The organism is Labilithrix luteola (genome assembly GCF_001263205.1).
In the GTDB taxonomy this organism is placed as follows: domain Bacteria; phylum Myxococcota_A; class Polyangia; order Polyangiales; family Polyangiaceae; genus Labilithrix; species Labilithrix luteola.
On the sequence record NZ_CP012333.1, the window covers coordinates 1,943,434 to 1,969,206 of the forward strand.

The 25,773-nt window shown below is 65.6% G+C and carries 26 protein-coding genes; 11 read left to right on the plus strand and 15 right to left on the minus strand.

Translation table 11 applies throughout. The features are described 5' to 3' along the window. Positions 1 to 46 precede the first annotated feature (46 nt). Positions 47 to 1,015, plus strand: a complete 969-nt coding sequence (locus AKJ09_RS08805; protein ID WP_146646745.1) for a LysR family transcriptional regulator — start codon at positions 47 to 49, stop codon at positions 1,013 to 1,015. Here the strand turns inward: AKJ09_RS08805 and AKJ09_RS08810 are convergent. The 6 genes from AKJ09_RS08810 to AKJ09_RS08835 all read right to left on the minus strand — a co-directional run bounded on the left by AKJ09_RS08810 (position 1,008) and on the right by AKJ09_RS08835 (position 6,717). Further along, positions 1,008 to 2,063 carry a hypothetical protein gene (locus AKJ09_RS08810; RefSeq protein ID WP_146646746.1) on the minus strand — a complete coding sequence of 352 codons (1,056 nt, stop codon included), beginning with the start codon at positions 2,061 to 2,063 and terminating at the stop codon, positions 1,008 to 1,010. The genes AKJ09_RS08805 and AKJ09_RS08810 overlap by 8 nt on opposite strands. Positions 2,064 to 2,159: 96 nt before the next feature. Further along, complete coding sequence (locus tag AKJ09_RS08815) at positions 2,160 to 2,405, minus strand: hypothetical protein (RefSeq protein ID WP_146646747.1); 246 nt, start codon at positions 2,403 to 2,405, stop codon at positions 2,160 to 2,162. Between the two features lie 287 nt (positions 2,406 to 2,692). Further along, entirely contained in the window at positions 2,693 to 3,424 is a 732-nt protein-coding gene (locus AKJ09_RS08820) for a zinc-ribbon domain-containing protein (RefSeq protein WP_169927394.1), read from the minus strand. 215 nt (positions 3,425 to 3,639) lie between these two features. Beyond that, a complete protein-coding gene (locus tag AKJ09_RS08825; RefSeq protein WP_146646749.1) occupies positions 3,640 to 4,716 on the minus strand; it encodes an NHL repeat-containing protein in 1,077 nt (358 codons plus the stop codon). A 268-nt stretch (positions 4,717 to 4,984) separates the two neighbouring features. Further along, a complete protein-coding gene (locus AKJ09_RS08830) occupies positions 4,985 to 5,248 on the minus strand; it encodes a hypothetical protein (protein ID WP_146646750.1) in 264 nt (87 codons plus the stop codon). Positions 5,249 to 5,424: 176 nt separating this feature from the next. Then, positions 5,425 to 6,717 (minus strand): helix-turn-helix transcriptional regulator, encoded by a 1,293-nt coding sequence (locus AKJ09_RS08835; protein ID WP_169927395.1) that lies wholly within the window; start codon positions 6,715 to 6,717, stop codon positions 5,425 to 5,427. A gap of 137 nt (positions 6,718 to 6,854) precedes the next feature. Between AKJ09_RS08835 and AKJ09_RS08840 the strand changes: the two genes are divergently transcribed. Continuing rightward, a complete protein-coding gene (locus AKJ09_RS08840; RefSeq protein ID WP_146646752.1) occupies positions 6,855 to 7,652 on the plus strand; it encodes an OmpA family protein in 798 nt (265 codons plus the stop codon). Positions 7,653 to 7,935: 283 nt separating this feature from the next. Continuing rightward, positions 7,936 to 9,984: a serine hydrolase domain-containing protein gene (locus AKJ09_RS08845; RefSeq protein WP_146646753.1), complete on the plus strand. Its 2,049-nt coding sequence runs from the start codon at positions 7,936 to 7,938 to the stop codon at positions 9,982 to 9,984. Positions 9,985 to 9,994: 10 nt separating this feature from the next. Here AKJ09_RS08845 and AKJ09_RS08850 read toward each other — a convergent pair whose 3' ends face one another. Continuing rightward, on the minus strand, positions 9,995 to 10,891 hold the full coding sequence (locus AKJ09_RS08850; RefSeq protein ID WP_146646754.1) for a hypothetical protein: 897 nt from the start codon (positions 10,889 to 10,891) through the stop codon (positions 9,995 to 9,997). 96 nt (positions 10,892 to 10,987) lie between these two features. Between AKJ09_RS08850 and AKJ09_RS08855 the strand changes: the two genes are divergently transcribed. Together AKJ09_RS08855 and AKJ09_RS08860 are read left to right on the plus strand one after the other, a co-directional pair. Beyond that, complete coding sequence (locus tag AKJ09_RS08855) at positions 10,988 to 11,467, plus strand: hypothetical protein (protein WP_205633647.1); 480 nt, start codon at positions 10,988 to 10,990, stop codon at positions 11,465 to 11,467. Then, a complete protein-coding gene (locus AKJ09_RS08860) occupies positions 11,464 to 11,871 on the plus strand; it encodes a heavy metal-responsive transcriptional regulator (RefSeq protein WP_146646755.1) in 408 nt (135 codons plus the stop codon). Before AKJ09_RS08855 ends, AKJ09_RS08860 begins: the two co-directional genes overlap by 4 nt. Positions 11,872 to 11,900: 29 nt before the next feature. Here the strand turns inward: AKJ09_RS08860 and AKJ09_RS08865 are convergent, their stop codons facing one another. Next, the gene (locus AKJ09_RS08865) at positions 11,901 to 12,377 is read right to left on the minus strand and encodes a cytochrome c-type biogenesis protein (RefSeq protein WP_240488423.1); all 477 of its coding nucleotides are present in this window, start codon (positions 12,375 to 12,377) and stop codon (positions 11,901 to 11,903) included. Positions 12,378 to 12,628: 251 nt separating this feature from the next. Here AKJ09_RS08865 and AKJ09_RS08870 point away from each other — a divergent pair, with 251 nt between their 5' ends. After that, entirely contained in the window at positions 12,629 to 14,755 is a 2,127-nt protein-coding gene (locus tag AKJ09_RS08870; RefSeq protein WP_146646756.1) for a M13 family metallopeptidase, read from the plus strand. Between the two features lie 84 nt (positions 14,756 to 14,839). Here the strand turns inward: AKJ09_RS08870 and rsmG are convergent, their stop codons facing one another. Both rsmG and AKJ09_RS08880 read right to left on the minus strand, forming a co-directional pair. Further along, on the minus strand, positions 14,840 to 15,532 hold the full coding sequence (gene rsmG, locus AKJ09_RS08875; RefSeq protein ID WP_146646757.1) for a 16S rRNA (guanine(527)-N(7))-methyltransferase RsmG: 693 nt from the start codon (positions 15,530 to 15,532) through the stop codon (positions 14,840 to 14,842). A gap of 115 nt (positions 15,533 to 15,647) precedes the next feature. Next, on the minus strand, positions 15,648 to 15,932 hold the full coding sequence (locus AKJ09_RS08880; protein ID WP_146646758.1) for a hypothetical protein: 285 nt from the start codon (positions 15,930 to 15,932) through the stop codon (positions 15,648 to 15,650). A 231-nt stretch (positions 15,933 to 16,163) separates the two neighbouring features. Here AKJ09_RS08880 and AKJ09_RS08885 point away from each other — a divergent pair, with 231 nt between their 5' ends. The 3 genes from AKJ09_RS08885 (at position 16,164) to AKJ09_RS08895 (ending at position 19,434) form a co-directional block, all read left to right on the plus strand. After that, positions 16,164 to 17,288, plus strand: a complete 1,125-nt coding sequence (locus AKJ09_RS08885) for a mechanosensitive ion channel family protein (protein WP_205633648.1) — start codon at positions 16,164 to 16,166, stop codon at positions 17,286 to 17,288. Positions 17,289 to 17,357: 69 nt separating this feature from the next. Beyond that, complete coding sequence (locus AKJ09_RS08890) at positions 17,358 to 17,933, plus strand: macro domain-containing protein (RefSeq protein ID WP_169927396.1); 576 nt, start codon at positions 17,358 to 17,360, stop codon at positions 17,931 to 17,933. Positions 17,934 to 18,048: 115 nt separating this feature from the next. Beyond that, positions 18,049 to 19,434: an alkaline phosphatase family protein gene (locus AKJ09_RS08895; protein ID WP_146646761.1), complete on the plus strand. Its 1,386-nt coding sequence runs from the start codon at positions 18,049 to 18,051 to the stop codon at positions 19,432 to 19,434. Positions 19,435 to 19,785: 351 nt separating this feature from the next. Here the strand turns inward: AKJ09_RS08895 and AKJ09_RS08900 are convergent, their stop codons facing one another. Together AKJ09_RS08900 and AKJ09_RS08905 are read right to left on the minus strand one after the other, a co-directional pair. Next, positions 19,786 to 20,778 (minus strand): alcohol dehydrogenase catalytic domain-containing protein, encoded by a 993-nt coding sequence (locus AKJ09_RS08900; RefSeq protein ID WP_146646762.1) that lies wholly within the window; start codon positions 20,776 to 20,778, stop codon positions 19,786 to 19,788. Positions 20,779 to 20,871: 93 nt separating this feature from the next. Continuing rightward, positions 20,872 to 21,816 (minus strand): AraC family transcriptional regulator, encoded by a 945-nt coding sequence (locus AKJ09_RS08905; RefSeq protein ID WP_169927397.1) that lies wholly within the window; start codon positions 21,814 to 21,816, stop codon positions 20,872 to 20,874. Between the two features lie 220 nt (positions 21,817 to 22,036). Here AKJ09_RS08905 and AKJ09_RS08910 point away from each other — a divergent pair, with 220 nt between their 5' ends. Then, on the plus strand, positions 22,037 to 22,942 hold the full coding sequence (locus AKJ09_RS08910) for a fibro-slime domain-containing protein (RefSeq protein ID WP_146646764.1): 906 nt from the start codon (positions 22,037 to 22,039) through the stop codon (positions 22,940 to 22,942). A 28-nt stretch (positions 22,943 to 22,970) separates the two neighbouring features. Here the strand turns inward: AKJ09_RS08910 and AKJ09_RS08915 are convergent, their stop codons facing one another. After that, positions 22,971 to 23,480 (minus strand): GFA family protein, encoded by a 510-nt coding sequence (locus AKJ09_RS08915; RefSeq protein WP_146646765.1) that lies wholly within the window; start codon positions 23,478 to 23,480, stop codon positions 22,971 to 22,973. Then, positions 23,477 to 23,842, minus strand: a complete 366-nt coding sequence (locus AKJ09_RS08920) for a VOC family protein (protein WP_146646766.1) — start codon at positions 23,840 to 23,842, stop codon at positions 23,477 to 23,479. Before AKJ09_RS08920 ends, AKJ09_RS08915 begins: the two co-directional genes overlap by 4 nt. Before the next feature lie 148 nt (positions 23,843 to 23,990). On the opposite strand from AKJ09_RS08920, the gene AKJ09_RS08925 reads away from it, so the two are divergent. Further along, positions 23,991 to 24,713, plus strand: coding sequence for a TetR/AcrR family transcriptional regulator (locus tag AKJ09_RS08925; RefSeq protein ID WP_146646767.1), 723 nt, complete (start codon positions 23,991 to 23,993; stop codon positions 24,711 to 24,713). 15 nt (positions 24,714 to 24,728) lie between these two features. Here the strand turns inward: AKJ09_RS08925 and AKJ09_RS08930 are convergent, their stop codons facing one another. Continuing rightward, on the minus strand, positions 24,729 to 25,709 hold the full coding sequence (locus AKJ09_RS08930) for a helix-turn-helix transcriptional regulator (RefSeq protein ID WP_146646768.1): 981 nt from the start codon (positions 25,707 to 25,709) through the stop codon (positions 24,729 to 24,731). Between the last annotated feature and the right edge of the window lie 64 nt (positions 25,710 to 25,773).

Sequence of the window (25,773 nt, forward strand, 5' to 3'; positions counted from 1 at the left end):
CCTCGCTGTAGCCACCGATCGTGCGTTACGGCTATTCAGGAAATGAATGACTGCGTTCGATGATCTCGAGCTCCTTCGCGCGTTCGCTTGCATCGTCGAGAGCGGGACGATCTCCGCAGCGGCCCGCGTGCTCAGGCTTCCGCAGCCCACGTTGAGCCGGCATCTGCGCACGCTCGAAGACCGCGCGGGCACGACGCTCCTGCTGCGTGACACCCATCGAATGCGGCTGACCGAGGCCGGCCATCGCTTTCTCGAAGACGCTCGAGGCATGCTCGCTCTCGCCGAGGAGGCGACCGATCGCCTTCGCGCGGATCGAACGGTCCTTCACGGGCATCTCCGCCTGTTCGCGACCGTCGATCTAGGACAGAGCCATCTGACGCGTCTCGTGGCGCGCTTCCTTCTCGCACACCCCGGCTTGAGAGCCGAGCTCGGCTATTCGAATCGGCCCGTTCAGATGATCGAGAACGGCTACGACGCGGGCGTCGTAGCGGGTGAGATCGCCGACGAACGACTCGTCGCGCGACGAATCGGCACCATCCATCGCTGCTTGGTGGCGTCGCCCGACTATTTGCGACGAGCGGCGAAACCCAAACAGCCGAGCGATCTGAAAAGCCATCGCTGGCTCGCGCTCTCCCAGCCGCAGTTCGGAGGCGCGCCCGAGTCGACCACCTTCCTCGGCCCGCGCAAGGCGACGGAGACACTCCCGATCGCCCCGGTGCTCGTCTCCGAAGGCGTTACGAGCCTACGCCAAGCGCTCCTCGAGGGGCTCGGCGTGTCGGTGATGCCGCTGTGGTTGATCCACGACGACCTCGCGTCGGGCCGGCTCGTCCGCATTCTTCCGGAGTGGACGGCCCCCTCGATCCCGCTCAGCGTCATTCATCTCGCTCAGCGGGCGCTCCCTGCGCGCATCCGGGCGTTCCTCGATTTCGTGGCCATTCACATGACGGCCGAGCTCGAAGGCTTGCCACCTCCCGCCCGGGAGAAGGCGCTCGGACGCAAGAGCACCGTCACATGAACTTCAGGCCGACGCCGATGCCGATGCTGCCACCCCAGACAGGAACCTGGTACGCGACGCGCTCGCTGAAGCTGACGTTTGCGCGCAACAGCGGAAACACGAACCCGCCTTCGAGTCCGATGCGAACGCGCGTGCTCGGCAAGAAACTCAGTCGCGCGAGCGGCCCGAGCGCGAGGTACGCGGTCTGATTCGCCTGCGGTGAAGGACTTCGGATGCCCTGGCCGAAGAGCACACCGCCCTCGAGAAACGCACAAGGCTCGGCCGACCACCACGTGCGCGTCCAACGAACCGGGCACGCATCGAGGCGCATGGTGACGAGCTGGAACCGCGCCATCCCAGGCCCGATGGCGTGCTCGACGGTCGCCGCGCCGCCGAGCGACGCACGGAACGCTGGCGCGAAGAGCGAGGACTTCTGGCGTGCCCGCGCGTCGAACCAGAGGCGACCACCCCAGGCAGGCACGGGAAGGATTCCGATCAAGGTGGTAGCATCGACGCCGACGAACGCATTCCACGCCCGCGGCTCGGGACGCACGATGGGCGGTGACGTACGTCGCGCAGGAGCCGCTTCGGACGGGGGCGGTGGGAGCTTGGGCTCCTCGACGACGGAGGGCGGATTCTCCGGAGCTTCTTCGTCGGACTCGTCGGGAGGCTCGGTGCTCGTGAGCGACGCATTCGGATCGATGCCGAGCGCCGCGACGAACGCGAGAGCGGACATGACCTCGTTGCACTTGCGGCCGGCCACCTCGCGCGACGAGACCTCGCCATCCGTCGGGTGGACGTCGAGGCGACCGCGAAACATGGCGCCGTCGGCCTTCACCACAAGACGAAGCTCGCGCGCGGCCTCCTCATCTCGAGCCAAGCGAACGTGACGGGTCCGCGCCCTCACCTGCTGATAGAAGAACGACGCGTCGGGACATCCCGCGGCAACGTCGGCCCCGATGCGAACGGGCTCTTTGGCATCGTCCTGCGACGCACGGCTCTCGTGCGCGCGTAGAACGAGTGCAGTCGCAAGCGCGACCGCAACCGCCTTCGGAGCCCGCAAGTCCATGGCCGTGCAGGATGGTCGAGGCGAGCGCGAATCTCCACCTGGGAGTTCATGTCAATCGCTTCGCTCGCGGCAGCTTCAGGGGTGACGAGGCGCTCGTTAGCGAACCGTGAAATCGACGGTCGCCGGAGTGAACGATTTGTCGATGACCACCACGTTCGTTCCCGAGGTGTCATCGCGGAGCGAAATCGTCGAGTATTTGGTCGGCTCGCTTCCATTGCTCCAGTCCAGTCCCGGACGGAACGGAATCCCAGGGATGTTCGCGGGCACGACCGCGCCATCGGGAATCGACACCTTGCCGGGGGAGCAAGGGTTCGCCGAGCAAGCCTCCGCACGTCGAGGCAACGACAGGACTGAAAGCAGTACAAACGGGACCGCAAGGACGGGGTGCCGAACACTGAAGAAGCGAACCTTGTTCATCGCCCGCATAGCGCTGCTAGTGCCTGGCCATCACGAATTCATCGGGAATATCGCGGGAATGGGCAGTGAGCATACCGATTTGAGCCAGAGTGCGCCGACAGTGGCAAGCCGTCGAGCGTCAACAACATGACAACGTGATCGATCACGCGGGTGCGCGCACGTGGCTCGAGGTGCGCTCTGATCGTCACGACGAACGCCTGCACCGACAGTCGTCAACGACAGTCGAGAAGCGCCTTCTTCGCGAACTCCGCGCGCGACAGCTTCTGCGCCTTTCCGTCGAACGGACCGCCGGTCCCTTCGGCCAGCAGCGGCTGGTCGAGGTACTTCTGCACCAAGCCCTTCTCGAACGAGACCGAGTTCGAGTCGGCTTGGGTGATTCGAATCAGCGATTTGACTTCTTTCGGACTGTACGAGGGCGGGCCCATGTTCAGCTCGTAGACCTGCCCCGGCGCAACGTGCTCCAAGCACGCTTTGACCTTCGCAGAGTTGCCCGCGAGCTCGGCAGGAGCTCCGAATCCGAAGCGATCGTGGAAGGCGGCCGCGACCGCGAACAGCACGACGGGCAAGCCGACGAAGGTCCAAATCGGAATGGAAGCTCGTTGCGCGGCTGCCGTGGCCACAGGCTGGTAGGCCGGCGGCAGCTCGCGATCGGCGAAGTGAGCTCCGCATCGACTGCAGCTCGCCACGACGAACTTGCGCATCGGGAAAATCGGGACCCAGAAGATGTGCAGATACTCCTGGCGCACTTCGAGCTGCGTGCTTCCGACCGTTTGGCAGCTCACACAGGTCACGCCCTCCGCGGGCACGTTCTTCGTTCGTACGGAGCGCCATCCAAAAACGGTAATCATCGCGAGATCCCGGAGCGGTGTTGAGCGGAAGTGAACGACCGAGGCGCCGGCGCCTTGGCAGGCGGATTGGACGACGCCCCACTTCGACGCATTCACCGCACTCGACCTCCAGCACCGTAAAAATGCGAAAATGGGCCGACGACGATCCAGTTTTCGCCGCGGATCACCGAAGGGCAGAGCTCGCTCTTCGCGCAACCACGTCTTCGGCATGCGGACGTCGCGAAATGACGAAAGGAGATGCCTGCCGTGCAGAGCATCTCCCTTTCTTTTGGGCACGAGAGACGGTCGTTATCGCAGAATCGACGAACGGCTCACTGAGGGAGCTTGATCACGCCGATGATGCCCGCAGGCTTGTTGTTCTCATACGCGTCCGTTGCGAAGTAGAGCTTGTCGCCATCGACGGCAATCGCCTGCACGCCCTTCGCGTCGGCGAGCTTCTTCTTCTTCGGCGTGCCGAGCGCATCCTTGACCACGTAGATCGCGTTGCGCTCGCTGTCGGCCGCGTAGACGTTGGTTCCGTCCGCGGCGAGCTCGACGACGTGGCGCAGGCCGGTCGCAATCGTCTTGGGCTGATTCGACCCCGCGGCGAGCGCGACGATGTCCGTTCCCTTTTCCGTCCAGAAGACGTTCTTGCCGTCGGAGACGACGTTGCTCGGCGACGACGTGACGTCGAACAGCTTCGTCACGACACCGTCTTCGACGCCGACGCGGTAGAGCGCCTGCGGGATCGAGTGGTTCTGGTTGTCGAAGAGGCTTCGGGTCGAAAGCACGTAGAGCGCGCCGTCCGCCAGAACGGCCGCGTCGAAGAAGGGCGCCGTCGTGCCGATTCGGAGGTCGGCGATCTGCGTCATGTCCGAGCCCGAGGGCTTTCCGCGAAGAATCGGACCGTCGAAATTCAGGACGACGAGCGCGTCGTTCGTGACCTCGAAGTCCGTCAGACCATACTCACCACAATCGGACTGCGTGTAGACCGGCTTGACCTCGATGGTCGCGGCAGTGGTGTCGACGGCGCTGATCCAGCAGCCGCCCGACATCCGGAAGTACAGCTTCGAGCCGACCGTCCTCACGTTGGTGATGGGCCCGATATCGGTCACGACCTCGCGACGGCCGCCCGAGATTCCCACGCGCGAGTACTTGCCCTCCCAGTACGCCATCTGCTGATCGAGCTCGGGATCGCCGGACGCGACGAAGTGGTTCGACCCGAAGTAGACGTGGGTGCTCGTCACGGCGAGACCGGTGGGGCTCGAGATGCCCTTCGTGAGGGTCTTGGCCGTCGTGAGGGCTTGCTCGTCGGCGGCCTCGACGTCGGAGGATTCGGCCGAGCAACCGATGGCGAGAGTTCCTGCGGCGAGGGCAAATGCGATGACGGCAACGCGTGCGAGAGCCATGGAGACCTTCTTGGTTTGGGTGACGCGCCGCCCACAGCAGATCACGTGCCACCACACACCTCTCCTCGCGCGCCTCGACGCGATCGTAACGCGTTGATTTCGCGTCCCGGAACCTGGCTATCCTGGGGACGCGATTGCCCGGGGCGTGGACAAGAAACCAACCACTCATTTCAAGCAGTTACGTGATCGCCAACAAGTTGCCATCCGCGCGTCACATACCGGCTCCGGCCCCGACGAACAGGTTCCAAGCGAGCGCTTGCTCGTCGATTCAGCGATACCCCTGCGGCTCGCCGTCGACGTAAGTCACGCCGGAATCGCGATTGCGTGCGAGCTGGCTGAGCATGTCGTTGACGCCGACCGCGAACCAATCGGTGAGCCCGCAACCGACGCAGATCCACGCCGCGAAGTTGCCGTGCTCGATCTTCTTGCCCCACTCGTGGCTTGCCGTTCCGCCCGAGGAGCTCCGGCAGACGGCCGGCATCGTGTAGATGGCGTTGTTCGAGTCGAACTGCGGAAGCATGACCGGGTTCACGCGCCAGAATTTGTGTGAGCCGCACGCACGACACGGAGAGGGACAATTCATGGCGAAGAGCGTACGACGCTCCGCCCATTCCGGCTCGGCCATTCGCGTTCTGCGCGCCCCGCGTGACCTCGATGAACAGCCTCGATGAACAGCGTCGATGAACTGGACGCCCGCGAGAGCGCTGCTCAGTCCTCGCCGCTCGCCACGAGACGAGCGAGCTGACTTCGGTTGTCGACGCCGAGTTTGTCGAAGATGGCACGCAGCTGTTTGGCGATCGTCGGCACCGACACACCGCGCGACTGCGCAATCTGTTCGTTGCTCATTCCGCGCGTGACGAAGCTCGTGACTTCGCGTTCTGCCGGCGAAAGCCGCTCTGCGAGTGACGTTGCCGGAGCGACGTCGACCGCGAGCACCCCCACGCATTCGCCGTCGACCTCCACGTCGAGCCGCTCGGCACGCGCGGCGGGCGAGAGCGCGGCAAGATCCACGCGCTTCCTCACACGTAGCTTGCGGAGGATCTGCGTCACGCACGTGGAGACGGTTCCCTCGGCGAGACCGAGCGCGTAGACGATCTCCTTGTTCGTCGCGCCAAGGACGACATACTCGAGCACCGCTCGTTCGTTGCTCGTGAGCGCCCGCGGATCGAGCGTGGTCGGCCGATTCTGGTAGGCCGCGATGTAGCGCCTGCCGCCCTGCTCCCAGTGGTCCACGAGCGACCATTCGCCGGCGACGAGCCCGCGCCAGAGCCGGAGCGCGCGATCGGGAGAGGAGCGTACGTCGGTGCCGCGCGCGCGTTCCATCGCATGGACGGCATCCATCAGCGCTTCGCGCGCCGGTCGGTCGGCGGCGAGCTCGGTGCCCGCGTGGGCAATTCTGCCCGACGGCTCGAGCAGCGCCTCACGCGCCGAGGTGGGTGGCGTCGAGGAAGGAGATCGTGCCGCCAGCTTCCGTCGCAAGCGAAGAGCCGCAACGACATGGAGACCAGCACGCTGCCAGATACCGCGCACGCGGGGCGCAGGAGCGAGGACGTCCCGCGCGGGCGACGACATGGTGAGGCTGCCCCCCTGGGCGTCTTGGACGAACATCGAAAAGCCATCCACGACGCCGATCGGCTGCATCAACTGGCGGAAGTGAGCGACGACGACCGAGGAGGGGCCGAAGAACTGCTCGAGCCCCCCACACGAGACGAGGCGCGTACGAACGACGTCATTGACCGCTTGCGGCGCGGTCACGTTGAGCTCCATCAGACGCTCTGCGAAGCCCGCGTCGAGATCGTGCTGCACGAACACGGGACTTGCCGGCAGATTCGGCACCGACTCGCCCCCCGTGAACGCGTAGACCCCACAGCCGGTATCGACATCGGGGCGCGCCACGGCAAGCAGCTGGTCGAGCCACTCTTGCTCGGTCCCGTCGAGCCGATACGCGGCCTCGACCACGTCGATGGCGCGCGTCGCACGAATGTCTTTCGCTTTCGGCATCTCCCTACCCCTCTCGAGCATAGACGACAGCTTCCGGTCTCGCGCCGAGCGTCGCATCTTTCGACGCACGAGCTACGGTTCTGCTCCAACACGCGAGCCGTGCGGGGCGTGGGAAAGCGTGGCAAACTTCCGGTCCCATGCGTGGCCTGGCTCTCGTTCTCTTCGCGGCGCTCTCGGGCGCGTCGATCTCGTCGGTCGTGTCCTTCGCGACGCCCGCCTTCGCCGCGGATGCGCCGAACAAGCCGGTACCGGCCGACAAGCGCGTGAAGGTCACCGTCGACCGCGCCAAGGTGGACCTGCCAGGTCACAAGCTCGAAGTGTCGCTCTCGCGGCCCGCCGACAAGATCCATCTCAAGGTCCAAGGCGAGTCCGGTTCGGTGCTCGACGAACGCGATATCCCCTTCAACGGCGCCGCGCCGGGCACTCCCCTCACCTGCACGTGGACGCCGTCGTCGGACGAGGCCGTCGCTCGCATCGAGATCATCGGGTACTCGACCGAGGGCTATTGGTCGGGCGTGGCCCTCACGCCGTGGAAGGCGGAGGTTCCCCACGAGGAAGTGAACTTCGCCACCGACTCCGACGTCATTCGTCCAACCGAAGTGCCGAAACTCGAAGCGAGCCTCGCCGCCATTCGCGCCGTCGTGAGCAAGCACACCGATTTCGGACCGATTACGCTCTACGTCGTCGGTCACACCGATACGGTTGGAACCGCGGAGCACAACTTCGCCCTCTCGCAGCGTCGTGCGCGCTCGATCGGAACGTGGTTCCGGCAGCACGGTCTGCAGGTGCCTATCGCCTACGAAGGCTTCGGAGAGGCGGCGCCGCGCGTCCGCACGGGTGACGAAGTCGACGAGCCGCAGAACCGACGCGTCGACTACGTCATCGCCGTCGAGCCGCCGGGGCTCCCGAACGGCCGCGCGTGGCACGGACTCTAACCGTTCAGCCCACGCGCTCTTCACGGGCCACGAGCCGTCGCGAGGGGCGCCTGAATATCGCTCCAACGAGGTCGAGCATCTCGCGAACTTGCGGATACCGCAGCGAAAACGCCATGCCGGCAGGAGAAGCATGGACGACTGCCCGAAGGAGGGCAATCGCAAGAACGGGTGACACTCCCAGGCTTGCCGCGCGCCTCCTTGGCGGACGGTAGGTAGTGGTCGCGTCTCGCGTGTCCTCTCGTATCAGTCGCCCGAGGCGAGGCCCAAGGTTAGAGGAGAGGCCATGAGATCGAGGTTCTTGGCCGCGCTCCTCTTCGCCACCACGTTTGCCTGCGGAAGTGCTCCCCCGCCAGAGAGCGCCGTGCGCGCGAAGGACGCATCACGAACGGGCGGTGCTTCGACGGCCACCGCGACCGCCACCGCAATGGGCACCGCGGAAAAGCAGCTCACGGCGGACGAGACGCTGTCGACCGATGACGGCGCGACCTTCCAAGCGGCGCGCGGCTGGTTCGTGTCCAAGCGCGGGGCGATGACGGTGCTACAGACGCCCGAGAAGGAGGTCTCCATCGCCCTCGTCACCTCGACGGAGCCCGACGCGGAAAAGGCCATCACCGCAGCGTGGGAGAACCTCTCGAAGGGCTTCTCTCGGCCCGTCAAACAGCGCATGACGCCGCCTGCGCGCGACGGCTGGACGTCGATCACGCAGATCGTCTACGAGACGAAGACCGACGAAACGCGGGTCGTCATCGGCCTCGCCAGGGCCGAGGGCGGCAAGCAGCACGTCATGCTCTTCGACGGCACGGAGTCGGGGTTCGACCGGCGCGGAGCCCAGATCGGCACGATTCAATCGAGTTACAAGCCCAAGGGCCTGGCGGCCGAAGCCCTCGGAGGTCGCGAGGCTCACGATCTCGACTCGGCGCGTCTCGCCGCGTTCGCCTCGTTCGCCGAGAGCGCCCGCGACGCCCTCACCATTCCGGGCACGGCCGTCGCCATCGTCCAGCACGGCAAGGTGGTCTTCGCCAAAGGCTTCGGCGTACGCGAGAAGGGCAAACCCGAGCTCGTGACGCCCAAGACGCTCTTCATGATCGGTTCGACGACCAAGTCGCTCACCACCATCATGATGGCGAAGCTCGTCGACGAAGGCGTGTTCGACTGGGACACGCCGATGACGAAGCTCATGCCCGAATTCGCGCTCGGTGATGCGTCGGCCACGGAGAAGATCACGCTCCGCCATACCGTCTGCGCGTGCACCGGCATGCCACGCCAGGACATGGCGTTTCTGTTCGAGTACGCCGGCAGCACTCCCGAAAAGCGCGTGGCATCGTTGCGGCAGGCAAAGCCCACGACGGGTTTCGGTGAGACGTTCCAATATTCGAACATGCTCGTCGCCGCCGGCGGATACGTCGCCGCGCACGCGGCGGCTCCGGGCAAGGCGCTCGGCCCCGCCTACGACGAGACGTTGCGGTCACGCGTGCTCGAGCCACTCGGCATGCGAAGCACCACCTCCGACCTCGCGACCGTTCGCCGTGCAGAACACGCCTCGCCACACGGCCTGACGCCCGAGGGCGGCAGCGCGCTCTCGCCGCTCGGCACGGAGGAAGGTGTCTTTGCGATTCGCCCGGCCGGCGCCGTCTGGTCGAACGTCGAGGAAATGGCTCGCGTGCTCGCCCTCGAGCTCGGCAAGGGCAGCGTCGACGGGAAACACATCGTCTCCGAGAAGAACCTTCTCCTTCGCCGCGAACCGCAGGTGAAGATCACCGAGAAGATGGCCTACGGCATCGGCCTCTTCCTCGAGGACGACCACGGCCTTCCCGTCGCCGGCCACGGCGGCAACAACCTTGGCTTCACGTCGGACTTCTTCTTCTTGCCGAAGAGCGACGTCGGCATGGTCGTTCTCTCGAACAAGGGTGGAGCCAACACCTACCGTCGCGTCCTCCGCCGCAAGCTCGTCGAGCTCCTCTTCGACGCCAACCCCGAGGCCGAGCCATTGCTCCGCTTCGCGCTCGAGCAGGGCAAGAAGTCCCTCGCGGGAGATCTCGCGCTCGTCGAACGCAGGCCGTCGGCCGCCTTCTTCACGTCCCTCGCGGGAACGTGGTCTAGCCCGGAGCTCGGCACCATCACCATCCGTCGCGACGCGAAGGGTACGGCCATCCTCGATGCCGGCGAATGGAACACCGCGTTCGGAGAGAAGACCGAAAAGGACGGCGGCAAGAAGCTCTACATGCTCGACCCGCCGTGGCTCGGCGAAACGCTCGTCGTCGGGAGCTCGGGCGAGCCCACGCTGACCCTGGAATCAGGTCAGGAGAAGCACGTCTTCCGACGCACCAAGTGAGCTCGTTCGCTCACGCCGCGCGAATCGAGCGACGGAGAGCGGTGGGCGACGGCAACGATACGTGGTGGAAGGCGTGGTCGAGCGCCTCCACCGAGCCGTATCCCACGAATTCGGCGACGCGAGCAGGCGTCGCTTCGTCGTGAGACAGAAGAATGGTCGCGATCACGAGTCGATAGGCGTCGCGAATTCCACGCCAGCGTCCTTCACCGCGTCCAAGCAAGGCGTGACGCTCGTGCAAGCGCCGGATGTTTCGAGTCAGGGTGCGACGCGAGCTGCCCTGCGTGGCCTCGAGATCGACGAGCATCGGCGCATTCGCGAGGTCGGAGAGAGCACGGTCGACCTGCTCACCGAGCTGCTGCTCCGCGGGCGTGGAGGGCGCAACCGCGCAGAGCCGCTCCGCGTCGACAGGGCACCCCTCGGACTGCAAGGCTCGAAAGAGATCCAGGAGCGCGGGCCGCAAAGCTTCGGCCGTTCGAGCGTTGCGCAGCTCCTCGCCGAAGTGGTCGACGCAATGTCGAGTCCGACTTCCGAGCTGCCAGGAGGCAACGTCTTCGCTCGTTGCCGACCCATCGTCGAGACCGCCGGGATCCCATTCGATCTCGAGGAGGTCACAATGCTCGCTACGACTCTCCCAACGTCGGCGCTCCGAAATGAACAGCGCGCGCCCTGGATGCATCTTCTCGTCGCGCCCCTCGATCGACTCGAGCGATTCTCCGTCGAGCACCAAGAGAAGCCGTCGGCGCGGACGACCGCAGTCGACTCCGACCGCCGCCTTCGTGAGCCGCTCGTCCTGAACGACCTCGCGCAGCGCGACGCGCCTCACGATGAACGATGGCCCGATGGCGCGGTCGATCGCGAGGCAGGCATCGCCGAAGCCGGGAACATGGCGCCGATGAGAGACGATCACGTGGGACGCGTCGCTTTAGCACCGACCGGTTCACGGGCAAGGAGCCGGAAGCTCGGGCCGTAAAGCACCGTAAAAGCACGCTGCGCGTCCCATCGCTTGACCCTGCACCATGGTGCAGGCCTCACGTTGGTGGCCATGCACTTCGCTCCTCCTCGCGATCTCACTGCACGGGTCGTATTCGCCTCGGCGCTCTATGACCTCGTGGTCACCGCCCCGTTCGCCACGCCGTGGACGGCGACGCGAACGATCGAACAGCTCACCCGCGTGCACCAAGCTCTTGCTCTCTCGGGATCCTTCGCCCTCGAGGGCCCGATGTCCCTGCTCTTCTTGAACCTCATGGGCAGCATCGTCGTCGTATGGTCCGTCGTGCGGCTGCAGACTCCGACGGCCAGGCTCGGCGCGGCGGACACCGTCGGGCGCATTCTGTTCTCGTCGTGGTTCGCGTTCGCGCTCGCGCAAGGTGCATCGACGCTGCTCGTCGCGTTCCTCGTGCTGGAGGTCACGTGGGCGATGGTGCAAGGGCTGACTGTCTTCCGCGTGCTCCGCGCGCGTCGCCTCGCTACCATCCCATCGTGACCATCGGCGAGTTGGCCAAGGCCGCAGGCGTACGCATCTCCACTCTGCGGTTCTACGAGAGGCGCGGGCTGCTGAAGCCTGCATCGCGCTCGCGCGCCGGCTATCGTCGCTTCACGGAAGACGATGCAGCTCGCGTCCGGTTCTTGCGTCGCGCGCAGGAGCTCGGCTTCTCGCTCGAGGAATTGGGCATGATGTTGGCGCTCTCGCAACGTCGGACGGTCCGCGCGGGTGACATCGCACACGTCGGAAAGCAAAAGCTCTCGGAGATCGACGAACGCATCGCCGACCTCCGTCGCGTTCGCCGCGCGCTCTCCGGGCTGCTCGCAGCTCAGTGCATCGATCCGAACGAGCCGTGCCGGATCGTCGCCGCCCTCGCCGATCGACCGGCGCGCGCGTCCGACTGACGCGCGTACGAGCCGCGAGTCAGGAAATTCTACGTATCGAGCTCGGCGAGCTCCGCGTCGATTCGCGCGTCGAGGTGCCCCGCGTCGGGCGTAGCGCCGGCATCGCGCTTCGTCACGGCGCTCGGCTCACGCTTTGTCCAGCGGCGCAGTGCAATCGTGAGTCCGGCGCCGGCAATGACCAGCACGGCGACGACGGCCATGCCCATCGCTCGAATCGGCGTATCGCTTCGTGCGGCGAGAACCTTCTCGCCATATCGGGCGACGAAGTCGTTCTGGATGGCGTCGAGTGCTTCGCCATGCTCGACGCGCGACTCGATTTCCTTCCGGAGATCGTGCGCGAGATCGGACTCGTGCGTGTCGAGTGTGCCGCCGTAACAGCATGGCGCGTAGAGGCGCGACTCGAGCGCCTTCGCGCCTGGAAGCGAAGGCGCCGCGCTCGCACCGGTCGCAACGAGCATCGCGAAGGCAAACGCCGAAGTGATGGTCTTGACGTTCCGCGTCTTCACGAGGACCTCCGAGGCGTCGAAGCCTAGCGGAGGAATTCGACGTCGGGAGCGCCACGCATTCTTTTCGCGATGTGTTTCGGAAGGTCGGGCTTCGACGCTTCCAATCGAACGACGAGCCACTGCGAATTTTGCTCGCTCGTGGGAATAAAAACGCCGATCCACGATCGCAGACACAAGCTCTGGCGACGTGCTGAGCTCGTCGATCGGCGCTCGTGGTTGCATCGCGTCGCCGGCCTGGGTACTCGGTGGCCATGCGTCTGCGCACCTCCAGGGATCTAACGCTCCTTTCTCTACTGACCGGCCTCGCCGTCAGTGCTCTTGCCTGCGGGCCTGCGGCTCCGGAATCGGCGACTCCTGCACACCAGGACACGACGAGCCCGTCCGCGGCGGCTGCGAAGCCTGCCACGCCTGCGCGAGGCAAGCCCAAGCTCGGAACGTTCGGCGTCGATCTCGCCGGCATGGATTCCGGGGTGAAGCCGGGCGCGGACTTCAACGCCTTTGCGGCCGGCAAGTGGATGAAGGACCAGAAGATCCCCTCGGATCGGTCGCGCTGGGGCATGTTCGATCAGCTCCGTGAAGAGTCCGACGCCAACGTGCGCGGCATCCTCGAGGAGACCGCCAAGACCAAGGCCGCCAAGGGCACCAACGCGCAGAAGGTCACGGACTTCTACGCGGCCTATCTCGACACGGCGGCCATCGACCAGAAGGGTCTTGCTCCCGCGAAGCCGGCGTTCGACGCGATCGCGGGCGTGAAGACGCTCGACGACGTCGTGAAGGTCATGGCGCGCGCCGACATTCCGACGAACGGTCCGATCGGCGCGAGCGTCGATCTCGACGAGAAGGATCCCGACCACTACGCGGTCGTCATCGGCCACGCGGGCCTCGGCCTCCCCGAGCGCGAGTACTACCTGAAGAAGGACAAGCAGTTCGAAGAGATTCGGACGAAGTACGAAGCGCACGTCACGAAGCTGCTCGGTCTCGGAGGCGACAAGAACGCCGCCGCGAACGCCAAGGCCATCGTCGCTCTCGAAACGAAGATCGCCGAAGCGCACTGGCCCATCGCCGATCGCCGCGAGCGAGACAAGACGTACAACCCGCGTACGCTCGCCGAACTGCAGAAGGAAGCGCCCAAGTTCCCGTGGAAGACGTTCCTCGATGCGCAGGGCTACGGCGGCGAGTCGAAGTTCGTCGTCACCGAAGTCACGGCGATGCCGAAGCTCGCGCAGATCTTCGCCGCCACGCCGGTTGCCACCTGGAAGGCGTACCTCACGTACCACATGCTCCGTGGTTCGGCCGACGTCCTGCCGAAGGCGTTCGACGACGAGGTCTTCGACTTCGCGGGCCGCACCCTCAATGGACAGCCCGAGCAGCGTGATCGCTGGAAGCGCGGCGTTGCCTCCGTGAACGGCGCCATGGGCGAGGCGGTCGGCGAGATGTACGTCGCCAAGTACTTCCAGCCGCGCGCGAAGGCCGCGATGGACTCGCTCGTCGAGAACCTCCGCAAGGGTTATGCGGCGCGCATCGAGAGCGTCGACTGGATGACGCCCGAGACGAAGAAGGTGGCGCTCGAGAAGCTCGCCACGTTCCGTCCGAAGGTCGGTTATCCCGCCAAGTGGAAGAACTACTCGGCGCTCGAGATCGTCGCGGGCGATGCCTACGGCAACGCGCGTCGCGCGGCGGTTTGGCACCACGATTACGAGCGAGCGAAGCTCGGCAAGCCGACCGATCGCGACGAGTGGTTCATGTCACCTCAGACGGTGAATGCCTATTACAACCCGGTGTTCAACGAGATCGTCTTCCCGGCGGCGATTCTGCAGCCGCCGTTCTTCGATCCCGACGCCGATCCGGCCGTCAACTACGGCGGCATCGGCGGCGTCATCGGCCACGAGATGGGTCACGGCTTCGACGATCAGGGCGCCAAATCCGACGCCAAGGGCGTGCTCCGCAACTGGTGGAAAGATGCCGACGTCACCGCGTTCAAGAAGCGCACGGACGTCCTCGCTGATCAGTATTCGAACTTCGAGCCGCTCCCCGGAATCAAGGTGAACGGACGCCTCACGCTCGGCGAGAACATCGGCGACGTCGGCGGCCTCACCGTCGCGCACCGCGCCTACCAGCTCTCGCTCGACGGCAAGCCTTCGCCCACGGTCGAGGGCTACAGCGGCGAGCAGCGCTTCTTCCTCGGCTGGGCCCAGGTCTGGCGCACGCTCATCCGCGATCAGGCGCTCCGCAACCAGGTGCTCACCGATCCGCACTCGCCCGCGATGTACCGCGTCAACGGCGTCGTTCGGAACCTCGACGCCTGGTACGCCGCCTTCGACGTGAAGGAAGGCGACGCGCTCTACCTGAAGCCGGAGAACCGCGTCCGTATCTGGTGACGCTCATCGATTGAACGAGCTCGGGTCGCTGGCGTTTCGGCGTACGAAACGCGCCGCCAGCGGCCCGAACCGGGTGCGATCCGCTCAACCCACGCGGCGCAGAACGACGATGCGACCGGTCGGGGTCGAGATCGTCTTCTCGTGCGTGGCGCTCAGCCGCTCGAGCACGGGCGCGGCTTCGGCGAGCTCTTCGTCGGCGCGCTGCCCCTTGATGAGGAACGCGGCGCCGCCCTTACGAATCAAGGGCAGGACGAGCGGAGCAAGCTCGTCGAGACGAGCGACGGCGCGCGCCGTGACCGCGTCGGACACTCCGCGCAAGTCGAGTTGCTCGGCGCGCTCGGCGCGAACCTTGACGTTCTCGAGACCGAGCGCCGTGCTCACCGTGGAGAGGAAGCCCGCCTTCTTCTTGATCGACTCGACGAGCGTGAAACGGATGCCAGGGCACGCGATGGCCAGCGGGATGCCGGGGATGCCGCCGCCCGAGCCCACGTCGACCACGCGACCGCCGGCCGGCACCTCGGCCAGCAGCGGCACGAGGGTCAGCGCGTCGAGCAAATGACGGTCCCATGCCTCGGCAGCGTCACGGACCGCGGTGAGGTTCATGACCTCGTTCATCGCGAGCAATCGTCCGAGGTAGTCGCCGAGCTTCGCGAGGGTGGCATCGTCGAGGGAGACGCCGATCTCCGCAAGGCGATCGGTGAAGCCCGCTGGGGGCGCAAGCGGAACGGACGGGGGTGCCTTCAGAGGCGGGCGAGGCGGACGATGCGGGGCGGTCACGACGTTCCGACGCTACCACGCCCGTCTCCGGACGCCTGGCATTCCCGAGCGCGAGCATCGCATTGGGCCTCGCAGAGGGCTTTCGTCCGACGCACGGTACGGCTTGCAGCCACGCTCAGCGATTGCCCTGCGCTTCGTAGCAACACGCGCGAGGGTCGCGAGCACGCCGCTTGACGGTGGCCTCCTGATCGAGCGCGCGCACCGGACGGAGCTCGTTCAACGTCGGCCGGCACGCCTCGAAGGGAAAGGGCCCGCGCTCTTCGGGCCCCGCAGGCGGCGGATCGGCGAGGCAGCCCGTGGCGTCGAGCTCGCCACTCGAGGTCGGACGGCTGCACGCGATGCACGCGATGCAGGCGAGGCACGTGAAGATTGCTCCGACGACGACACCCGAGCGACGCATGGTCCGTGGGACTCTAGCCCATGACGAGGGATGGAACCGGCGGCTGCACTCGTCTGTTGACGCGAAGCATTATCTATTATAGCAGACAACCATCCACTATGACGTCGGACCGTACCCGTGGCCGCACGGGGCGACGAGGCGAGCCGTGCTGAAGCAACTGATGACGATGATCGTCATCGCGGTCGCGATCAGCGTCACGGCGATCGTGCTCCAGGCCATGGGCCACACGCCGTGACGTTTCCGATGTCGACCACGACCGAACCAGCGATCGTCGCGCGAATCCTCGGCCTCATGCAGTGGCAGGTCGGCCTGGCGGTCGTCTTGCTCGCCCTCGTTGCCTGGCTGCTCGACGTGGCCCTTCGCCCGCGCTGGAGTCCTTCGCGTCGGCGCATCATGTCGGCGCAGTTCGAGAAGCTGCGAGACACCGGTGTGGTCAGCCTCGGCGTCTGGTTCATGACCGAAGGCCTGCGCAGACTCTCGAGTCCTCCGTGGCTCTCTGGCGCCTTCGGCCTCCTCGTCCTCGTGGCGTGGATGGTCTTCGGACTGCGCATCGGACGCGTGTTCGTCTTCGAGTGGCTCTTCGCTTCGACCCGCGAAGGCGTGCCCTTGCTGCTCGTCGATCTCTTCACGCTCGCGGCGTCTCTCTTCGGATTCGGTGCACTGCTCCACGGCGTGTTTCTCGTCGAAGTGACGTCGTTGCTCGCGACCTCCGCGCTCGCCTCCGTGGTCCTCGGCCTCGCGATGCAAGACACCTTGGGGCATCTCTTTGCGGGGATCTCCTTGCAGCTCGATCGCCCGTTTCGCCTCGGCGATTGGGTCGAGGTGCGCTCGGGTTCGGAGAAGATCAGCGGGCAGGTCCTCGAAGTGTCGTGGCGCGCGACACTCGTGCTCTCGCTGACCGAGGAGCTCGTGACCATTCCCAACAAGACCGTAGCCCAGGGCACGATCTCGAACTTCTCAGGGCGAGAACGCCCCTTCGTTCGTAGTCACGTCTTCCGGATACCCCTCGACGCCGATCTCGACGTGGTCAGAGACGCGTTGCTCGAAGCCGCTCGCTCCGTGGAAGGGATCGTTGCCGATCCCGCACCGCTGCCGCTCGTCATCGAAACGACCGAGTCGTGGATCGCGGTGAAGATGGTGAACTTCCTCACCGACTACGGACAGCAGTTCACCATCGGCGACGCGTTTCATTCGAGCGCACTGCGGCTGTTGCGAGAGCGCGGAATCAAGCTCGCCACGGCACGACTCCTCGTCGAACGCGAACGAACCGAGCAGGCGGCACTCCCAGCGACGACGTCCAAATCGTCGACGAGGGCGGCGGCAGTTTCGGCCCATTCGAAGTCCTCGCCCCCGTGATCCCCTGCCGCTACGGCTCGATCAACGGAGTTGCGCTGTAGCGTGGCTCGAGCGCGTAAGATGGCAATCGTGAGAAGAGACATCCGCGTGGAACAGTGCTCGGTGATCGAAGCCGGATGCGACATCGTCGTGAACGCGTCGAACTCCGCCGGCGCCCTCGGAAGCGGAGTCTCCCGCGCCATCTTCGACGAGTGCGGATGCCTCGCGATGCAAGACGAGGTGCGGACGCGGCTCGAAGAGGACCTCGACGGTGAGCTCGGTCCCGGCGACTGCCTCGTGACCTCTGGTGGCACCTCGAAGCGGCTCCGGCACGTCCTTCACGTGGCATCGGTCGATTACGGAGCGGCCGGCAAAGAAGGCATTTCGAACGCGGAGCGTGTGATGCGCGCAACCGAGGCGGCCCTCGAACGTGCCGCCCAGCTCGGAACGACCGACTCCCCCGCCCGCGTCGCATTCCCGCTTCTCGCCGCCGGACACGGCGGGCTCACCGCGAGCGTCTCGCTCAAGGCGATGGTCGATGGGATGAAACTCTTCTTCAGGGAAACCCCGGAAGCCTCCATCGGCCGCATCGTCATCGCCGTCCCCGAGGACGAGAAGTACGCCGTGGCGAAGAGTCACCTCGCGCAGCTGCTCGTCCTTCGCTGAGGACGCGGGCGGCGCTCGCCTCCCCTCCGTCGTCCGAGACACGGATGCCGTCGCCATCGCGGCTCCGAATCCCGCCGATTGCTTCTCACGCTGCATCGCGGCATGGTGACCGCGCATGAAGCGGTGGGCGCTCGTCTTCCTCGCACTGTTCGGTTGCACGCCGAAGAACTCGACCGCGCCAAGTACCGCGCCAGGCACCACGACGAACGCGAACGCGAACGCGCCAAACGATCGGTCCGTGTTCGTCGTCTCGGTCGATGGCCTGCGCGACGACTACCTGCGCGCTGGGTCACACGCATTGCCTACGCTGCGTGGACTCGTCGCCAGCGGGACGACGGCGCGTTCGCTCGTCAGCGTGTGGCCCAGCGTGACGTACCCGGCGCACGCCACGCTCGTGACCGGCGTCACGCCAGCGCGGCATGGGATCGTGAACAACGTCGTCTTCGATCCTCTCGCAAAGAACGACGGTGGATGGTTCTGGTACGCGCGTGACCTGCGAGCCGAGACGCTGTGGGACTCCGCACGAAGGGCCGGCATGGACGTGGCGAACGTCACCTGGCCGGTGACCGTGGGCGCAGACATTCGCTGGAACCTCCCGCAATACTGGCGAGCGAAGAACGTGGAGGACGAGAAGCTCCTCTGCCAACTCTCCTCGAGCGGCCTCTGTGACGAGCTGCGAACTGCAGGCCTCGAGATCCCCGGCGAGCATCGCCCGGATCGCGATCGCGCGCTTGCGGCGGCATTCCTCCTACGCACGAAGAAGCCGCGGCTCACGTTCTTGTATCTGCCAGATCTCGATACGGTCGAGCACGAGTACGGCCCCGGGTCCCCGGAAGCGTGGGCCACACTCGAAAAGACCGACGCTCTGCTCGGCACCATCATCGCGGACGCTCGCGCGAGCGTTCCGAACCTCGCCGTCGTGATCGTCTCCGACCACGGCTTCGCTCCGGTGGAGAAGGAGGTCCGACCGAACGTCGTGCTCCGCCGCGCCGGGCTCCTCGAATCGAAGGGCGACGGCGTGGTGCTCGGCAAGGACGCCAAGGTGGTGAAGTATCGAGCCGTGACGTGGAGGGCCGGCGGCTCGGCAGCGATCATGGGCGAGCCCAGCGCGAAGCCCGAGGTGCTGTCACTCTTCACCGAGCTCGCCGCCCATCCGGAGACGAGCGGCATCGCGGAAGTGCTCGACGGCGCACTCGTGGAAAAGCGTGGAGGGTTTCCCGGCGCGCTCGTCGTCCTCCAGGCCGCTGCCGGCTTCGTCTTCAGCGAACGTTCGGACGAACCGCTGGTGGCTCCGAGCCAATCCAGAGGCACCCACGGCCACGCACCGACGCACGCGCAGATGGGATGCACGCTCGTGATGGGGGGCGACGGCATCCGCTCGGGCGCAGTCCTCGGCGACGTGGCGATGGAAGACGTGGCCCCGACCATCGCGTCGCTCCTTGGTTTGCAGCTCCCTCACGCGACGGGAAAGCCTCTTCAGGCAGCGCTCGTCGAGCGCTAGACCTACGACGTGGGCCGTAACAGCCGGAGACGACGATTCACGGCTGCCAAGAGCTCTACGGGCGACGTGTAGCGTGCCGGAAGCGAACAGGAGCCTTGGAGTCGACATCCAACTTCTCCCATGAGCGCCGTGTTGACGACGAGCGCAACCACGAAACGACGCACGAGCCCGACGAGCCACGAGCCACGAGCCACGAGCCTCGCTCCTGCGTGCAATTCGTAGGATGAAGTGTCCGGGGCCGATGTGAGTTTGCGCACGAAGAGACTACGCAACGACGGCCATCGAGGTTTCGCTCGGAATCGGTCGAGCTCGTTCGTGCGCTCCAGCGCGAGCGGCGGGTGCTCCCCCCCACTAGGCGTGCGCGAGGACTGCGCGGTAGCGGACCTTGCCCGCTTCCAGGCGGTCGCGCACGGCGTTGGCTTGGGCGAGCGGGTAGACTTCGATCGTTGGCTTCACTTTGCCCTTTGCGGCGAGGTCGAGGACCTCACGGAGGTGGCTACGCCTGTCGGGGACGACACCGCGGAATTCGCGGTGGCCGAGCATCGAGGTGAGAGAATCGATCATGATCGGACCGTCCGCGACCCCCGTGTTGATGAGGCGGCCTCGAGGACGAAGCGCGTCGAAGATCGACCCGATCTGTTTCGCGGAGTTCGTCGTCGAGATCACGATGTCGGCGCCGCCGGCGCGCTCGAGGACCTTGCCGGGATGGTCGTCCGTCACGAGGACCTCGTCGGCTCCGAGAGCGAGGAGCTCTGCGCGCTTGTCGCTCTGTCCGGTGATGGCAAAGGTCTCTAGACCGAGCGCACGCGATAGCTGGATGGCGAGATGCCCGAGCCCTCCGACACCGAGGATGGCGACGCGCTCTCCCGGCTTGGGGCTCGCGTTTCGAAGCGCGCTCATCACGGTATACCCCGCGCAAAAGATCGGCGCCGCCGCGTCCAGCGCGAGGCCGTCGGGAATGAGCGCGCATCCGGATGCCCACGCGAGCATCAGCTCGGAGTTACCGCCTCCGAGGTCTAGCCAGCTCTGCGCGGTCGGGCAGGTCTCCCCCGATTGGCAAGAAGGACAGCGACCGCAGCCCTTCTGATACCAGAATACGCCAACACGATCTCCCACCTTCAGATCGGTGACGCCAGCGCCGAGCTCGACGATTTCGCCCGTCGGCTCGTGGCCGGCGACGATGGGCAGCTTCGCAGAAAAATGACCGCGATGAACGTGCAAATCCGTTCCGCACATTCCCGAATAACGAACGCGAATGACGACTTGTCCGGCCTGAGGTCGTGGGTCCGCGACCTCCGTCAGGTTCCATGCTCGATTGGTCTCCGAAATAACGAGAGCTTGCATTCGACATCCTCCGCTTCTGCGAGGATGTTTAGGCACTGGCTGGGACGCGCGCGACGCCAGCTTCTGCGAAGCGGTTGCCGAATCCTGCGATACTCACGAGTCGCGAAAATGACGCGCATACTCCCCGGGTGAAGTACCGAAGAGCCCGCGAAAGTCACGCGTGAAATGCGAGGTGCTCTCGTATCCGGCGCGCGCCGCCGCTTCGCCGACGCGAAGCCCTTCGGCGACCATCAAGGTACGTGCATGATGCAATCGAAGCTGCTTCAGGTAGCGCATCGGACTCACGCGCGCGACCGCACGAAAGCGATGCGCGAAGTGCGACGGGCTCATCGCGACATGACGCGCGACGTCGTCGACGGAGACCGACCGTTCGACGTTCGAGCGGAGAAACTGCATCGCCAACTGAATCTTGTCGGTGTCCGGGGGCTGCCCGACTGCGCTCCGGACCGCCGCCGCCGCGTCCGAACGGAGCAGGCGAAAGACGAGCTCCTCGACGGCGAGTGGTGCGACCACGCGGCGCTCGAGCGGCTCCTCGAGCGCGCGCAGCAATCGGACCGCGCAATCGAGGATCGGCCTGTCGACCGTACCGACGAACGCCGGGACGGTTTCAGCGACTGGCTCGACCTTCTCGTGGGCGAGAGTCAACAACATCTTTGCGATCACGTCGGGCGGAATCGAATAGCAGAACGCGAGAAAAGGCCTCTCGGGCGTCGCCTCGACCACCTTCCCTTCGAACTCCGCCTCGCCCGTGACCACGAGGTAGCGCGAAGGGTCGTACGTGAAGTCCACGCCGCGGTACGACGAAATCTTCTGTCCTTGCGCCACCACGGCGAGGCTCGGCCCGAACGCCTGCCATGTGCGAAAACTGGAGGGATTCGAGATCCGGAGGAAGAGCAATCCAGGGAACAGAGGATTGCCTGTCTCCCCCTCGCTCGTCGCCGCGCGCGCCACGAGCTCGAGGAGTTCGCCCGCGCGGGCCGCATCCTGAGCAGCCGCGTGCGGGTTCGAACGAGCCAGAAGGTGCGAGGTCTGCGCCACGTCTCGAGGATACATCGCAGGTGCCATGGAGGTAGCAGGCCCGAAACTGCCGTAGTGCTGCCGCTTCCTGCGATCGACGACGTATCTCTTGGCTCCGAATCGGTCGAGCTCGTTCGTGCGTCGGAGATCGACGTGCACCGTCGGGACGGGTGGGAGCAAACTATCCCGCTTCGAACGGTGACCACGAAGCGCGGCCGCTCTTTGGGTTAGCCTGGACCCCATGACGATGAAGAGCGTGGTCGTCGGTTCGGCTGTGGTCGCGTTGGTTCTCGCAGCGTGTGGCGATAGCAGCAGCGACTCCGCCTTCGGCGATCGGCCGGGCGGAAGCAGCGGATCGAACGGGAGCAGCGGCAACACGTTCCAACCGAACGATGACGCGGGCGGCGGCGGCAACGGCGGAGGAACGAATCCCGACGGCGGCTGCGGTCCGAACCTCACCGGCATCGTCCGCGACTTCAAAGCGTACAAGGGCGGCGCGGGGCACCCGGACTTCGAGCACTTCGATGGATCCGGCCAGAAGAAGATGGTCAAGGCGCTGCTCGGCGCCGACAAGAAGCCTGTCTTCAACCCCGACCCCGATCCGTTCGAGCCCGATCCGCGCGCCTCGACAATCAACGGCAAGCACGCCTTCATCACGAGCGAGGCGGGCTTCCAGCAGTGGTACCGCGACACGCCAGACGTCAATCAGGCGTTCGAATACCGCCTTGTTCTCACGCCCGGCGCGAACGGAGTGTCGACGTATTCGAACGACCACTTCTTTCCGATCGACGGCAAAGGCTTCGGCGACGAAGGTCTCACCGACGTCGAAGGAAAACTCCACAACTTCGGCTTCACGTTCGAGCTCCACACGGAGTTCAAATACAACGGCGGCGAGGTATTCACGTTCACCGGCGACGACGACCTATGGACGTTCATCAATGGCAAGCTCGCCATCGATCTCGGAGGTTTGCATTCGAAGCAAACCCAGAGCGTGAGCCTGGACGAGATCGCGAAGGACTTCGGGATCGAGAAGGGTAAGACCTATGCGCTCGACGTATTTCACGCCGAGCGTAAGTCCCAAGCCTCGAACTTCCGCATCGACACGAGCATCGAGTTCACGAACTGCAACCCGATCATCGTTCACTGACGCGCGTCGTCGGTGATTCGAAATCGACTCAGTACGTAAAGCTCCGTGGGCGGAAGCCCATCGCGAAGCGCGCGCCGATCAGCCTCCACATGAACTTCCCGGAGTGCCCGGCATAGCTGGGCACGTCCTCGGTGAGCTCGACTCCCGCGGGACGCTCCTTGGTCATGACGCGCATCTCGATCGGCGGCGCGCCTTCGGAGAAGCGCTTGCGATAGAAGCTGAGCCAGTGCCCCTTCGTCATGTCGAGGAACATGGCCGAATTGCAGCACGTGGCCCGCACACGGCGCGTCGGCGACTCCGGCTTGAGTCGCTGTTCCTCGAGCCGCTCGGCGCCCCGGATGAAGCGCACACGATCCTTCCGGAAAAGAACGTACTCCGTTCCGCCGTCGGGTCCGACCACGGCCGGCGCGGATGAAGACTCCGCGAGGCGGCGCCCGCCCTCTTGGCAGCTCGCGCAGTAGCAGACCGAGCTGACGATGGGCGCACCGGTCGCTTCGAGCGCGACCTGACCGCACCGGCACGATGCGAGGAGCATCATCGGCTGCCCAGGACCATCCGGTTTCCTTCGCTGTCGCGAAACTCGGCGACGATGCGCCCTTTCTGCCACGGCGCCTCGCTCGGCTCGGTCACGATCTCGACGCCCGCAGCCTTCAGCGCGCGAACCTTCCCTTCGACGTCGTCGTCGACGAACACCAGTACGGGCTCGTCGAGGTTCGCATCGTCCCTGCGGCGGATGAAGTGCAAGTGCGTCTGCGCTCCCGGCAGTGCGAGCTCGACCCAGCGCCATCCGCTCGGCCCCATCGCCGCGTCGGCGACGACCTGACAGCCGAGGTGCTGCGTGTAGAAGCTCTTTGCACGGTCCTGATCGGTGACGGGAAGCTCGGCGAATTGGATGTGCATGACTCTCTCCTCTTCAAGCTTTGAGGCAGCTTGGTGGGCGGCTTCGATGGGCTGCGAGAACCAAACTAGACCGTCCAGTTCCGTTTCATGGAACTAGACTGTCCAGTACCCGGATGTCAACTCGGGCCGTTTCAGGTACGACAGGCCAATGGCGACCAAGGCTGCTGCAGCACGAACGACGGAGCGCGAGGAGTCATCGAGGTCCGCGCGGAAGCGTAAGGCGATCGTCGACGCAGCCACGAAGGTGTTCCTGGCCGGCGGCTACCTCGGGGCCAACGTGGATGAGATTGCCTCCGTCTCCGGCGTCTCGAAGCAGACCGTCTACAAGCACTTCGAAAACAAGGAGGCGCTCTTCGTCGAGATCGTGACGAACGTGAGCAGCACCGCCTCCGACACCGTTCACAACGAGGCGCCTGAGCTCGAGGAAGGCGGCGACGTGGCCGCCTATCTCGTCGACTACGCCTATCGCCAGCTCACCGTGGTGCTGACCCCGCGCACGATGCAGCTTCGGCGACTCGTCATCGGTGAGGTCGGGCGCTTTCCAGAACTCGCCCGCGCCCTCTACGAACGCGGCCCTCAGCGCGCCTTGGATGCCCTCGCGGCGCTGTTCGGGCGTCTGACGGAACGAGGCGTTCTCGACGTCGACGATCCGAAGGTTGCCGCCTCGCATTTCAACTGGCTGGTCATGTCCGAGGCGTTGAACCGAGCCATGCTTCTCGGCGACGCGGCGATCCCGAAACCGGCTGAGCTTCAGAAGCACGCCGAGGCGGGCGTCAGGGTGTTCCTGGCCGCTTATGGCGGAGCTCGCTCGTCTGCCGGCCGTCCACGCGCGGTGCCCGTCAGGGCCAAGAAGAAGGCGACGCAGCGGTGAGCCGTCGCGACGCCCTCAACGCCCGCGCGCGCGTGTGGCGGAAGGATGTTCGCCAAAGCGGGCGTAGTACCAAGCGCTGAACCGACCGAGGTGCGTGAAGCCGCATTCGAGCGCGACTTCGTTCACCGCCTTGGGCTCGTCGATCGACAACAGCTGGTGGGCGCGTTCGAGACGTCGCTCACGCAAGAATTCCATCGGCGTCGAGCCGCGGTGCTTCGAGAAAGCAGCCTGCAGCGAGCGGATCGAGACGCCGGCCGCCCGTGCGAGATCGGCCATGCGAATGGGCTTCCCCGCGTTCGCGTCGAGGAACTCCGTCGCCACGCGCACGTGCCGCGGCTCCCCGGCATGGGCTTTCGCGTCGAAGAGCTGGCGCGCATTGTGAGGATGTCCGACCAGCAAATTGGCGACGAGCGTATCGGCGAAGCGCGTCCCCACGAGTGGCGACTCGACCAGTGGTCCGCCCTCGTCGACCTCGGCCACGATGAACCTGACGAGCCGATCCAGCGACGCGCCGACGCCCGAATCGAGTGCCATTCGCGGTTCGAACTGAATGCGTCCTTTGGGGGTCCCGCCCGTGAGCGCGAGCACCATCGCGATCATCTCACGCTCGTCGATGATGAACTGGAGTCCGCGATAGGCATTCCCGAAGGAGAACGCCCGCGGCCCCGATGGCGAACCGAGAAACGTCGACCGCCCTCTCGCGATGTCGACCGCCACTCCGCCGGCCCTCGCCTCGCCGGCGACATCCGTCAGGGGAAACGACGCGGTGAAAGATGCCGCCGTATCCTCGGAGGTGGCGCGGAAAGCGCCGCCGTACTCCTGCGCGGCGAGGACGACCGAGCCGACGCGGACCCGATGCCCCAACCAACGAAACGAGTTCCGCCGGTCGAGCGACTCGATTCGAATGGGCGTGGCAAGCTGCGCGAAGACAGACTGCGCCTCGTCCAGACTGGACGTGGAAATCGACGGATGGCCCGCGAGCGGCAGCCGGCGCATGTGCAGCTGACAAGCCTACCTGCTTTTTGCCGGCGCTGCCGCGTCTCGTGGGCATAAGCCCCCT

Coding starts and splice junctions, on each gene's coding strand:
- AKJ09_RS08840 (WP_146646752.1), top strand. CDS start 6,855: ATGCGTGGCCTGGCTCTCGTTCTCTTCGCGGCGCTCTCGGGCGCGTCG.
- AKJ09_RS08805 (WP_146646745.1), top strand. CDS start 47: ATGACTGCGTTCGATGATCTCGAGCTCCTTCGCGCGTTCGCTTGCATC.
- AKJ09_RS08825 (WP_146646749.1), bottom strand. CDS start 4,716: ATGGCTCTCGCACGCGTTGCCGTCATCGCATTTGCCCTCGCCGCAGGA.
- AKJ09_RS08895 (WP_146646761.1), top strand. CDS start 18,049: ATGAAGCGGTGGGCGCTCGTCTTCCTCGCACTGTTCGGTTGCACGCCG.
- AKJ09_RS08880 (WP_146646758.1), bottom strand. CDS start 15,932: ATGCGTCGCTCGGGTGTCGTCGTCGGAGCAATCTTCACGTGCCTCGCC.
- AKJ09_RS08910 (WP_146646764.1), top strand. CDS start 22,037: ATGACGATGAAGAGCGTGGTCGTCGGTTCGGCTGTGGTCGCGTTGGTT.
- AKJ09_RS08810 (WP_146646746.1), bottom strand. CDS start 2,063: ATGGACTTGCGGGCTCCGAAGGCGGTTGCGGTCGCGCTTGCGACTGCA.
- AKJ09_RS08915 (WP_146646765.1), bottom strand. CDS start 23,480: ATGATGCTCCTCGCATCGTGCCGGTGCGGTCAGGTCGCGCTCGAAGCG.
- AKJ09_RS08925 (WP_146646767.1), top strand. CDS start 23,991: ATGGCGACCAAGGCTGCTGCAGCACGAACGACGGAGCGCGAGGAGTCA.
- AKJ09_RS08930 (WP_146646768.1), bottom strand. CDS start 25,709: ATGCGCCGGCTGCCGCTCGCGGGCCATCCGTCGATTTCCACGTCCAGT.
- AKJ09_RS08845 (WP_146646753.1), top strand. CDS start 7,936: ATGAGATCGAGGTTCTTGGCCGCGCTCCTCTTCGCCACCACGTTTGCC.
- AKJ09_RS08920 (WP_146646766.1), bottom strand. CDS start 23,842: ATGCACATCCAATTCGCCGAGCTTCCCGTCACCGATCAGGACCGTGCA.
- AKJ09_RS08835 (WP_169927395.1), bottom strand. CDS start 6,717: ATGCCGAAAGCGAAAGACATTCGTGCGACGCGCGCCATCGACGTGGTC.
- AKJ09_RS08900 (WP_146646762.1), bottom strand. CDS start 20,778: ATGCAAGCTCTCGTTATTTCGGAGACCAATCGAGCATGGAACCTGACG.
- AKJ09_RS08870 (WP_146646756.1), top strand. CDS start 12,629: ATGCGTCTGCGCACCTCCAGGGATCTAACGCTCCTTTCTCTACTGACC.